Source organism: Collinsella sp. HCP28S3_B9 (genome assembly GCF_052066095.1).
GTDB lineage: Bacteria > Actinomycetota > Coriobacteriia > Coriobacteriales > Coriobacteriaceae > Collinsella.
The window spans coordinates 39,763-50,030 of sequence record NZ_JBQHST010000014.1 but is presented as its reverse complement, the minus strand read 5'-3'; the positions used below and the strand labels follow the sequence as shown (position 1 = coordinate 50,030).

12 protein-coding genes and 2 tRNA genes are annotated in these 10,268 nt (G+C 58.0%); 1 reads left to right on the top strand and 13 read right to left on the bottom strand.

What is annotated here, in order from left to right:
* Window positions 1–527: 527 nt before the first annotated feature.
* The 6 genes from ACTNBB_RS04930 to ACTNBB_RS04905 all read right to left on the bottom strand — a co-directional run bounded on the left by ACTNBB_RS04930 (window position 528) and on the right by ACTNBB_RS04905 (window position 3,138).
* The gene (locus ACTNBB_RS04930) at window positions 528–671 is read right to left on the bottom strand and encodes a rubredoxin-like domain-containing protein (RefSeq protein WP_035137395.1); all 144 of its coding nucleotides are present in this window, start codon (window positions 669–671) and stop codon (window positions 528–530) included.
* 90 nt (window positions 672–761) lie between these two features.
* On the bottom strand, window positions 762–1,265 hold the full coding sequence (locus ACTNBB_RS04925; protein WP_427727425.1) for a flavin reductase family protein: 504 nt from the start codon (window positions 1,263–1,265) through the stop codon (window positions 762–764).
* 232 nt (window positions 1,266–1,497) lie between these two features.
* Complete coding sequence (gene smpB, locus ACTNBB_RS04920) at window positions 1,498–1,968, bottom strand: SsrA-binding protein SmpB (RefSeq protein WP_441056925.1); 471 nt, start codon at window positions 1,966–1,968, stop codon at window positions 1,498–1,500.
* Window positions 1,958–2,875, bottom strand: coding sequence for a hypothetical protein (locus ACTNBB_RS04915; RefSeq protein ID WP_154515983.1), 918 nt, complete (start codon window positions 2,873–2,875; stop codon window positions 1,958–1,960). Before ACTNBB_RS04915 ends, smpB begins: the two co-directional genes overlap by 11 nt.
* A 95-nt stretch (window positions 2,876–2,970) precedes the next feature.
* A tRNA-Glu gene (locus ACTNBB_RS04910) sits at window positions 2,971–3,047 on the bottom strand.
* A 17-nt stretch (window positions 3,048–3,064) separates the two neighbouring features.
* Window positions 3,065–3,138 (bottom strand) — tRNA-Gln (locus ACTNBB_RS04905).
* A gap of 258 nt (window positions 3,139–3,396) precedes the next feature.
* Here ACTNBB_RS04905 and ACTNBB_RS04900 point away from each other — a divergent pair.
* Complete coding sequence (locus tag ACTNBB_RS04900) at window positions 3,397–3,660, top strand: hypothetical protein (protein ID WP_441056923.1); 264 nt, start codon at window positions 3,397–3,399, stop codon at window positions 3,658–3,660.
* Between the two features lie 212 nt (window positions 3,661–3,872).
* On the opposite strand, the gene ACTNBB_RS04895 is transcribed toward ACTNBB_RS04900, so the two are convergent.
* The 7 genes from ACTNBB_RS04895 to ACTNBB_RS04865 all read right to left on the bottom strand — a co-directional run bounded on the left by ACTNBB_RS04895 (window position 3,873) and on the right by ACTNBB_RS04865 (window position 10,260).
* Window positions 3,873–4,232 (bottom strand): arsenate reductase family protein, encoded by a 360-nt coding sequence (locus ACTNBB_RS04895; RefSeq protein WP_441056921.1) that lies wholly within the window; start codon window positions 4,230–4,232, stop codon window positions 3,873–3,875.
* A 92-nt stretch (window positions 4,233–4,324) separates the two neighbouring features.
* The gene (locus ACTNBB_RS04890; protein WP_441056919.1) at window positions 4,325–5,377 is read right to left on the bottom strand and encodes a MupG family TIM beta-alpha barrel fold protein; all 1,053 of its coding nucleotides are present in this window, start codon (window positions 5,375–5,377) and stop codon (window positions 4,325–4,327) included.
* Window positions 5,378–5,493: 116 nt separating this feature from the next.
* Window positions 5,494–6,924 carry a PTS transporter subunit EIIC gene (locus tag ACTNBB_RS04885; RefSeq protein ID WP_117757888.1) on the bottom strand — a complete coding sequence of 477 codons (1,431 nt, stop codon included), beginning with the start codon at window positions 6,922–6,924 and terminating at the stop codon, window positions 5,494–5,496.
* Between the two features lie 57 nt (window positions 6,925–6,981).
* Window positions 6,982–7,905, bottom strand: coding sequence for an N-acetylmuramic acid 6-phosphate etherase (gene murQ, locus ACTNBB_RS04880; RefSeq protein ID WP_441056917.1), 924 nt, complete (start codon window positions 7,903–7,905; stop codon window positions 6,982–6,984).
* A gap of 10 nt (window positions 7,906–7,915) precedes the next feature.
* Window positions 7,916–8,767 (bottom strand): MurR/RpiR family transcriptional regulator, encoded by an 852-nt coding sequence (locus ACTNBB_RS04875; RefSeq protein WP_441056915.1) that lies wholly within the window; start codon window positions 8,765–8,767, stop codon window positions 7,916–7,918.
* Between the two features lie 197 nt (window positions 8,768–8,964).
* Window positions 8,965–9,534: a VanZ family protein gene (locus ACTNBB_RS04870; RefSeq protein ID WP_441056927.1), complete on the bottom strand. Its 570-nt coding sequence runs from the start codon at window positions 9,532–9,534 to the stop codon at window positions 8,965–8,967.
* A 120-nt stretch (window positions 9,535–9,654) separates the two neighbouring features.
* Window positions 9,655–10,260, bottom strand: coding sequence for a recombinase family protein (locus tag ACTNBB_RS04865; protein WP_427717749.1), 606 nt, complete (start codon window positions 10,258–10,260; stop codon window positions 9,655–9,657).
* Window positions 10,261–10,268: the final 8 nt, after the last annotated feature.

Genomic DNA, 10,268 nt, shown 5'->3' with positions numbered 1-10,268 from the left:
GGCGGCGTAGCATGCGCTAGAATGACGGCATTCTAGGTGATTCTCGGCTCCTCGGGCAGCCTGCGGCTACCCTCGAAAACCGAGCTCTACACCAACATTCGGGACACTACCGCTTTGAGCCCTTAGATGTTACAGATTGAGATTTTCTGAGAGATAGTTTCAGTTTGTCTCGATCTGTAACAAGTGGACCCAATTTCCGCGCCCAGATGTTACAGATCGAGATATTTCTTCAGCCCCAACCTTTTGTCTCGATCTGTAACAAGTAGAGGGGGTTTACGTGCCTAAATGTTATAGATTGAGATTTTGAGAATGATGGTTTTGGTTTGTCTCGTTCTGTAACAGGAAGACCCGTTTTGAGCCGTTAGATGTTGCAGGTTAAGACAAAAGGTCGGCCGGACTCACAACAGACAGGATCGGCTAATAGCAGCCGTGATCCCTTGGGGACGGAGGAAAAGGGCCCCGGCCGGGATATCCGACCGGGGCCCTTGGACAGAGCTATATGTTGCTGCAAGTCGTGTGTCTACGAGCTACTCCTCGACGAGCTCAAACTGATCGGGACCGACGCCACACACCGGGCACACGTAATCCTCGGGCAGCTCGGGCGTGTCGACCTCTACCTCGTAACCGCAAACGGTGCACACGAACTTGTACGTCTTCTTTTCCTCGGCCATGATGTTCTCCTCTCGAACGTGGCTGCTGGTGTACTTTGCTTAATTAGTATATATTCTTAATAATATAATGCAAGCGGTTTTACCGCATTTCTACCCTTGGTACGAAGACGCCTTGGGCGGCGTCTTGCCCTTCAGGACCTTATGGTAGTAATCGTAGGTGAGCGGCGTCTCGTCGCTCAGGCGCTCGGCATCCTCGACCTCACCGATAAACAGTAGATGCGTGCCCACATCCACTGTGTCGATCAAACGGCAGCTAAACAAGGCCGCCGCATGCTCGGGAACATAGGGCATGCCCAGTGCGGTCTCGCACGTCTCGTACTTGGCAAATTTGTCATAGTTGCTGCTGGTACGGAATCCAAAGTTACCAATGTAGGGCATATCGGCCGTCTGATCGATCACGGTCAGCGCAAAGGCCTTGGCAGACGAGATAACGCCAGACGTGACATTTTCCTTGTTCACGGCAACCGAAATGCGCGGCGGCGTGGACGTCACCTGCACCGCGGTGTTGATAATGCAGCCGGCGCGCGATCCATCTGCCGCGGCACTCACCACATACAGCCCGCAGGGCATCGTAAAGAACGCAGTTTTATCCAAAACGATCACTCCCCTAACTCGGAATTGAGCCTTGCAGACGTATATACCCACAATGAGACATATGTGTCAGAACGGTAAGAAAAATGAGCCACACGCAGTTGCGGTGAAATAGTCCCTGTTTAAGCCTGGATACCCAACAAACAGGAACTATTCCACCGCAACTTGCGAGGAGCAGACCGGGAGTACGACAACAGTGATGGATGAACATCCCCGACCGCCCGGATATCAACCCTTAGCGATTACGCTCCTTAAGCGCGCGATCGATTTCGCGCTGAACGTCACGTTTGGCCATGTCCTCGCGTTTGTCGTAGAGCTTTTTGCCACGGCCCAGGCCCAACAGCAGCTTAACACGACCATCGGTATTAAAGTAGAGCTCGAGCGGCACCAGTGCATAGCCGCGGTTGCGTAGTTTGCCGTCAAGAAAATCAATCTCCTTGCGATGCAGCAGCAGACGGCGCCGGCGATCGGGATCACGGTTCCACACGCCACCGTGACTATAGGGATGGATGTGCAAACCCACCAGCCAGCACTCGCCGCCGCGAATCAGCGCAAAAGTATCGGTAATCTGACAGGCGCGCTCGCGAATCGACTTGACCTCGGTACCGCTCAACTCAATGCCGCATTCGAATGTCTCGTCGATAAAGTACTCGTGGTGTGCCGAGCGATTCTTGGAGATGAGCTCGCGCTCGCGCTTACTGGGCATCGCCGGCCTCCTCGGCGTCATCGGCTTTCCCGCTCGCAGCCTCGCGTTTGGCCTTGCGCTCGGCGTTGAGCTCGGCATCGCTTTCGCGCACCAGTTTAATGATCGCCGCGCATGCCTCCTCGCCCACCAGGTCGCGGGCACGGACCGTCAGGCGTGTAGCCTCCTGCTTGTCACCGTCGCTCGCAGCGTCGGTCGCACACATAATCAGACAAATGGCAATCTCGGCCGAAGGCGAGGTCGGTACGCCCTGCAACGCCAGCTCGCCCATCACATGCTCATCACTCTCGTCGGCGGCATCCGGATAGGTGGCATGGATCTTGCTGAGCAAGCGCGTCGTATGTGAATCGCCAGGGGCCAAGCGCAGCGCCAGACGTGCGCAACCCACGGCCGCCGAGACGTTCTCGGTCTCGGGCTCCAAAAAGTACTGGCCCAAGTTGGCGTAGGCGCGGGCGGCGCACCTGCCGTCACTCGCACGCTCCAGCACCGAAAACGAAAGCGAAGCCCACTCCTGCTTGTCCTCGAGCGCACGGAACAGCTCGGCCAGATCCAGTCGGTAGTTGCAGTTCATGGGGTCCCAGCGCACGGCCTGCATCAAGGCATTGCGGGCGCTCACATAATCCTGCTGACGGATGTAGGCAAACGCCATGTCGGAGTACAGGCGATCAAAGGGCACCTCGACCTGCACCAGCTCGCGTGGATCCTTTTCCACGCGGCGGTAGGCCAGGCGCTCAAACTTGCTATCGAAGCTAAAGTACTGGCGGTTCTCCTCCGTCTTGCACTCGGCATCGATATACTCCTCGGCGAGCTCCACCAAACGCTCCAGCAGCGGCGTCGCCGTGGCCAGGTCTCCCTGCGCCAGGTAATTCTCGGCATACGTAATGTCTTGTAGGCTGATGGGCAGGTCCATGGCAACTCCTCGGTCCAGGTGAAACGCGGCTCATTCCACACATGCGGTGTATACACAAAACCCGGGTCTCTTGCGAGGCCCGGGCATTCAATTTGTGGTAGCCCGTACCAGATTCGAACTGGTGATCTCCGCCTTGAGAGGGCGGCGTCCTAAACCGCTAGACGAACGGGCCATATGTAGCAAATGCAATGGCTGGGATGGAGGGAGTCGAACCCCCATTGACGGAACCAGAATCCGCTGTCCTGCCATTAGACGACATCCCAATGATTGCATCGCTGCGCTCGGCTGTGCCTTTGCGCAAAAAAGAAATATACGGGAAGCATCGCGATGACGCAAGTCTTAATTTTGACTTTTTTAAAATTCGGTCAAATTGGCCTAATTTCGTCCGACCCGTGAAGGACCTGTGATGCCGACCGCTGTACACGAAGGGCAAAACGCCGCGAGCGGTAGCCCTCAACCGTTGGCAGATACTAACGCGAAAACGATAGCACCAGGCAACACAATCGAAGTATCTTTTGATCATGCGGACGTCATGGCATGCGGCGCTCCCCGACCTCAAGCGCATCCAGGCAAGCCTCGTCGAGCTGTCCGGCATGCCGACCGTCATATCCGAGACGAACCTGGAGCGGCGGCAGCGCGAGCGCCTGCAGCGGCAACGAATTTCGTTTATCTGCCCCGGCATTCAGGCATACCTGCCCTTTATGGACGAAGAGTACTGGAGCGACACGCCCGACAAGCACGTAAAGATCTACGACCCACACGAATGGGCGCAGATGAAGGACTGACTGGGGCAGGCCCGCCCTGGAGTAGGCCCGCCGGCAGAAAGCGCATCCCAGATTTCAAGCTCAAACTGGTCCCCACTTTCCCGTCGAGCCCTCAACCGGAAACCGTGTCCCAGAATCAGCGCTCGAAACGGGATGTCATTTCCGATAGAGCCCTCAACCGGAAAGCACATCCCAGAATCAGCACTCAAAATGGGACGCACTTTCCGAAGCCGCTACAGCAACGCCTCGGTCCAAGCCGCTTCCCTAAAGCCGGGGATCGCAAAGTCGTCGCCCACCAGCAGCGGGCGCTTAACCAGCATGCCGTCAGTCGCCAGCAGCTCGCAGCATTCCTGGTCCGTCATACCCGCATCCAGGCGCGCTTTCAGACCAAGCTCTCGATATTTCATGCCCGACGAGTTAAAGAAGCGTCGCACCGGCAGCCCCGAACGAGCAATCCAGGTCGCAAGTTCCTCAGCCGAAGGATTGTCTGTAACAATATCGCGATCGACGTACTCAACCCCATGCTCGTCCAACCAGGCCTTGGCCTTTTTACACGTCGAGCATTTGGGGTATTCAACAAACAGTACGGTCATGGGAATCCTCCGAATATAGATCGGCCAACGCAGGTACACACCATACGAGGCGCCTTCGCATGATGAGGCAATTGTAGCCCACGGGTCACACGCTAAACGAACCGTACCCCGAATCCGCGTTTGATGAACGGCAGCAGCTCCATTGCCTCGGGCGTGATATGGCCTGCAACGTTCATGCGCTCGTCACCGGGAAGATCGACCCGCGCAATCTCAAGCTCGCCTTCGTAGCGCCCATAGCCGCTATTGCTCACAGCGATCGACCCCGCCTTTCGCGGCAGGCCGGCACCGGTATCCGTCGGCACGGAATCCGGCTTAAGCGTCGTGCGCGACTCCTGAGACCTAAAGATGAGGGCGCTCGAATCGGGCCGGTCATGATGAATCTGCCCACGTACATAGGCATAGCCGGACTCAAGCTCGCATTGCAAATCCACGTATCCGGCAGAAACTTGAGCAAACTGCGCCCAACCCGCATCGGAAAGATCGGGGTCGCCGACCAAAACAATGTCGCAATCGGCGCCGTGTGCGAGCTCAAGCATGTTGAGGGCAACCTTCGACGCGCGACCGCGCTGCGCCTCAACCGTCGGCAGTCCCTCGAATACCGGCCCGCGAACGTTGGCGTCACCTGGCACAAAAGCCATGATTTCGAAGCCAAGCGCCGCAAGACGAAGATTCGTCCGAGCAATGTCTTCCAGAGCTAAACCGGTATAAGGCTTGGGATAAAAATTGTGGCAGGCGGCAAAACGAGTCACATCGGCGCCGGCTTCACGCCACGATGCGATTTCATCAGAACTCACCGTCGATGCATTGACCACAATGCGAAATACACCGGACAGCTCCGCGACCCGCTGGGCGCTAAAGCCATAGTCCAAACGAAGGTATTCCAACCCCAGATCGCGCAGGTCCTCGATACGCTCAAGCCCGAGCAAATCGCACGTACGCGGCCCCACATCGGCAATGAGCGCAATGCCGCGGGCGGAAAGCATCGACAGCGCATGACGGACCTTATCGGCATACGTCGCTCCCCCATCCTCGGGAATATGCAGCGAGGTGAACGCGTAGCGCGCACCCGCCGCGGCGCCACGCTCAATCGTCCGCTCGATATCCTGCAGAGGGCTGGAAAGATAAACAGAAATACCCGTTCTCACGCTTCGATCCTCCTTTAAAAAGGCCGGCGGAGCAGTTAGCCCCGCCGGCACAACCATAGCATCAAGAGATCTGCGGCTCGTCAAGACGCGCGAATGACATAGCGCGCAGCATCAGGCTACTCGCCAAAGAACTCGTTGATCTTCTGCTCGTCGACGCCGAAGAACCACGTCAGGACAAAGCCGGCGGCATAAGCAAGCAGCATAGCGGCAACGTAGCCGAGCTGCTGACCAGGAACGACGATCAACAGGCCAAACAGACCGGAAACGCCCTGAGAAACCGTGCCGATGTGAAGCAGCGCCGCGAGCGCGCCGCCAAATCCGGCACCCAGGCAGGCCGTCACAAACGGACGAACGAGCGGCAGCGTAACGGCATACATCAGAGGCTCGCCCACACCCAGGATTCCAACGGGAATGGACTCTGCGACGTACTTCTTGAGCTTGGCGTTCTTGGTCTTAAAGTACAGCGCCAGACCGGCACCGACCTGGCCGCCGCCAGCCATCATAAGGATGGGCAGCAGGTAGTTGATGCCCTTGGTAGCGCCGTCGGGATCGTTGAGCATGGCGTGGATCGGCGTGAGCGCCTGATGCAGGCCGACGGACACCAGCGGCAAGAAGCCTGCCGACAGGATATAGCCGCCCAGGACGCCCAGCTTCTCGAAGATAAAGGTGAGGACGCTAAAGATGGCAGTCGTCAGCCATGCGCCAACCGGCTGGATGACGAGCATCAGAGCAAAGGCACCGATGATGAGCACCAGCAGCGGGGACAAGAACGTGTCGAGTGCGTTGGGCATAACCTTGCGAATCTGACGCTCCATCCAGGCAAAAAATGCGCCAGCGATGAGAGCCGCGATCATGCCGCCCGCTGCGGGGTTGTACTGCGCACTGGTTAGCGGCAGCAGAATGGCAGTGGCAGGATCAGCCGCGCCAGGCGCAAGCAGGGGCATGGCACTGTTGGCGATACACATCATGCCGGCGATGCCGCCCAGCGCAGCGGAGCCACCAAACTCACGTGCCGCGTTATAGCCCACCAAGATGGGCAGATAGGCAAACAGGGCCCAGCCCATGGAACGAATGCCCTGGTACCACCACTCGCCTGCAAGCGCGCCTGCCGTCGAGACGTTAATGACGTTGCAGATACCGTTGATGAGGCCAGCCGCAATGATGCCGGGAAGCAGGGCGACGAAGACATTGGAAATCTTCTTGAGGAAGGCCTGAACCGGCTTAGACTCGTACTTGGCCTTCTGCGCGGCCTTGTTTGTGGCCGCAGCGTCAACCACGCTCTCGTCAGCAACGCCTTTCGCGAGGCCGGTGAGCTTGGAGAACTCCTCGAGCACCTTATTCACCTTGCCCGGACCCAGCACGATCTGCATCGTGTCATCCTCAACCAGGCCCATCACGCCGTCGAGCGCCTTAATACCCTCCGTGTCGACGTTGCCAGTGTCTTTGACGGTCACGCGCAGGCGCGTCATGCACGCCGCGTTTGCGAGCACGTTGTCTTTACCGCCCAAAAGGTCCAGTAGCTTTTGAGCCAGCTCTTTGTTCGTCATAACTCCTCCTTGTATTGGGTATCTCGTCTGGATGTCATATCAGCTCACGCCGTGCACCTATTGGACATCGGCATTGCTCTTCTCATGGCCACTCACCGCAGTACGGACATGGCCGTGCGCCCGTTCAAGAGCTACCGCAGCCTGCTCGGCATCGCAGTCCAACAGCACCGAGACAATAGCGGTTTTTACGTGGCCGCCGGCATCCGCAAGCGCCTGAACAGCGCGCTCGCGCGTGCAGTCGGTCGCTTCCATCACGATGTTCTGGCCGCGCACCACCAACTTCTCGTTCGTCTGCTGTACATCGACCATCAGGTTTTGGTACACCTTGCCAATCTTGACCATGGCACCGGTCGAAATCATGTTGAGAATGAGCTTTTGGACCGTTCCCGCCTTGAGCCTCGTTGAGCCGGTCAGCACCTCGGGACCGGGCACGGGCTCAATGGCAAGATCTGCGCTCTCCCCGATCTTCGACCCTTGGTTACAGGCAATTGCAATGGTCTTGCACCCAGTTGCCTTGGCGTACACAAGGCCGCCCACCACATAGGGAGTACGACCGCTTGCCGCCAGGCCAACGACAAGATCCTTGTCCGAGAGTCCACGCTCCCGCAGGTCGCTCGCGCCAAGCTCCTCGCTGTCTTCGGCACCTTCGACAGCCTTGATAAACGCCGTCTCGCCCCCGGCAATGAGCCCGACAACCAGATCGGGCGATACGCCAAACGTAGGCGGGCACTCCGAAGCGTCAAGCACGCCCAAACGACCACTAGTGCCCGCGCCCATGTAAAAGACGCGACCGCCGCGCTCAAGCGCCTCGGCAGCCCAGTCGATTGCCGTGGCAACCTGTGGCAACACTTTCGTAACCGACTGGACGGCGCGAAGGTCCTCATCGTTCATCGTCGTGACGATTTGCAACGATGTCATCGTGTCGAGTTCCATTGACTTTTGATTTCGCTGTTCTGTCGTGAATTTCGTTAAATCAAGCATTTTGTTCACCTCATCTTTCCTGTTTCTCGATGTAGTTTTGCTTGATGGCATGCGTCGCCCGTTCGTAATCGCTCGCAACGTAAGCAGCGTAGAGGGCATCGACAACCATAAGCTGGGCCATACGCGAGGCCATGGCACCGCTGCGGACCAAGGGCTCGCTTGCAGCAACGCCGAGCACGGCATCGGCCACGGTGGCAAGCTTGGACGATCCGTCTACCTTGGTCACGGCCACAACGGGACAGTTGTGGCGTTGGGCCTCGGCAGTGCAGTCCAGCACTTCTTGCGTTAAGCCCGAGTAGCTAAAAGCAATGCCGATATCGCCTTCGTGCATGTTCTTGGCGCACAAGAGTTGGTCGTGCCAGTCATCGTACAGATGGCATTCCTTGTCGACACGCATGAGCTTTTGTGCCAGATCGTGAGCAACTAAGCGAGAAGCACCAATACCGAACAGATTGACCATGCGCGCCTGCTTAAGATAGGCTGCGCATCGTTCCAAAACGGTGTAATCGAGTGTTCGTGCCGTCGCCTCGATCGTACGCACGTTGCTTTTCATCACCTTCCCCACGATTCGCTCGACGCTGTCATCCACGGAGATGTCCTCGAGGGCAACGTCCTTTCTGTCGCCCAAGAGCGCAAGTTCGGCAATCAGTTCGCGCTGAAACTCCTTGTAGCCCGCAAAACCCAAACGCTTGCAAAAGCGCAAAATGCTCGAGGGCGAGGAGAACGTGGCATCGGCAAGACCGCGGACTGACAGCCCGACCACCTCATGCGGATGAGCGCTCACATATGCGATGACATTACGCTCTGCCGGGCTCGCGCTGAGCTCACGCTCACGAAGCCTTAAAAGCAATCCGTTTGCCATCTCAAACACCTCCGTTGAGAAGAATTAAAGACCAAAGAATGATTCGTACCGGATATAAACAGCTTTTACGGTACATTGTGCCGCATCATGGCGCACAAGGGGCGAGCGTTCTACCGCTCGCCCCTCAAATCCGACCGCTCGGAAATACGCGCGACACAAAATGATTCATCGAGGTCGCATTATTCGTAACAGAGTTGTTAACGGCGCCTCGCATGGGCGCCAATGGGACAGGTCGCGCGCTGAACCAGCGCGGCGGCCAACAGCACCAACAGCATGGCGACAACGTAACCCGCGGCATCGAAGCCCAGGTCGATCTTGTCGAAATGACGACCAGGAACAAAGATCTTGTGCACTTGGTCACCGACAGAGCAGACGGCGCAAAAGAGCAGAGCGAGTGCGTACCGGAATCGCGCGCATGGCAGGCACTCGCCCAGGCATGCCACTGTCGCGGAAGCAAACAGTCCTACAAAGAAGAACTCAACGGTATGTGCGACGCGACGAATGTTGGCACCCATCCACAGACGAACGGGCGCAAGCGGGTCGGGATGAACAGTGGCAGTCGTTGAATCCGTGCCCTCGACGGCATCCCCCGCCTGGAACTCCTGCGTGGCGTCGGGCCGCACGTCCGCGGCCCGTCCTTCCACCGCACGCGCGGTGGACTCGCTGAGCGACGACGTCTGCTCCACGTTTTGCTCCGTCAGCATCCAAATACTTGCCAGCGTCACGACCAGCAGGACAATCGAAATCCATCCGACTATGTGCTTCACACGCGCCAAGGGCTAACCTCCGTCATTTTTTGAGCAGCAGCGAGTGTACCCCCAAATGCAGTTGTCGCCGTAGCGAAATCCAAAATGTTCGAATCGGGGCGCCAAAGGACCGTGGCGCCCCTACTCCATCTCGCGCATCCAGCGATCGAACGTCCCCACGCACACGCCTAACCGCTTTGCCGCCTGACTCCGCGTGATATCACCCGCCTCGTAGGCATCGCGTACCAGCTCGAATTGCGGGGGACAGGGCTTGCGGGGCCGGCCAAAGCGCACGCCGCGCGCTCGCGCCGCCGCAATGCCCTCGGCTTGGCGCCGGTGGATGTTCTCGCGCTCCACCTGCGCCACATAGCTCAGCAGCTGCAAAACAATATCGGCAATCAACGTACTCGTCACGTCCGACCCACCACAGTCTCTGGCGCGCGTGTCGAGCAATGGCATGTCCAGCACCACGATGGCGGCGCCGAGCTCTTTGGTTATGCACCGCCATTCCTCGAGGATCTCGCTGTAGTTACGGCCCAGCCGATCAATGGAAAGTACCACCAGCACATCGCCGGAATCCAACGCGCACAGCAGCTCGCGATACCGCGGTCGATCGAAGTCCTTGCCACTCGCATGGTCGGCAAAGATATTCGCCGGTTCCACGCCATAGGCGCCCAGCGCATCCAGCTGCCGATTCAGATTTTGATCACGCGAACTCACCCGCGCATACCCGTACACCGTTGTCATCTCATCCC

What these genes read in the sequence shown, in the direction of transcription:
- smpB (WP_441056925.1), bottom strand. Translation starts at nt 1,968, where the DNA reads ATGCCCAGTAAGCGCGAGCGCGAGCTCATCTCCAAGAATCGCTCGGCA.
- ACTNBB_RS04895 (WP_441056921.1), bottom strand. Translation starts at nt 4,232, where the DNA reads ATGACCGTACTGTTTGTTGAATACCCCAAATGCTCGACGTGTAAAAAG.
- ACTNBB_RS04875 (WP_441056915.1), bottom strand. Translation starts at nt 8,767, where the DNA reads ATGGCAAACGGATTGCTTTTAAGGCTTCGTGAGCGTGAGCTCAGCGCG.
- ACTNBB_RS04900 (WP_441056923.1), top strand. Translation starts at nt 3,397, where the DNA reads ATGCGGACGTCATGGCATGCGGCGCTCCCCGACCTCAAGCGCATCCAG.
- ACTNBB_RS04930 (WP_035137395.1), bottom strand. Translation starts at nt 671, where the DNA reads ATGGCCGAGGAAAAGAAGACGTACAAGTTCGTGTGCACCGTTTGCGGT.
- ACTNBB_RS04915 (WP_154515983.1), bottom strand. Translation starts at nt 2,875, where the DNA reads ATGGACCTGCCCATCAGCCTACAAGACATTACGTATGCCGAGAATTAC.
- ACTNBB_RS04885 (WP_117757888.1), bottom strand. Translation starts at nt 6,924, where the DNA reads ATGACGAACAAAGAGCTGGCTCAAAAGCTACTGGACCTTTTGGGCGGT.
- ACTNBB_RS04865 (WP_427717749.1), bottom strand. Translation starts at nt 10,260, where the DNA reads ATGACAACGGTGTACGGGTATGCGCGGGTGAGTTCGCGTGATCAAAAT.
- murQ (WP_441056917.1), bottom strand. Translation starts at nt 7,905, where the DNA reads ATGCTTGATTTAACGAAATTCACGACAGAACAGCGAAATCAAAAGTCA.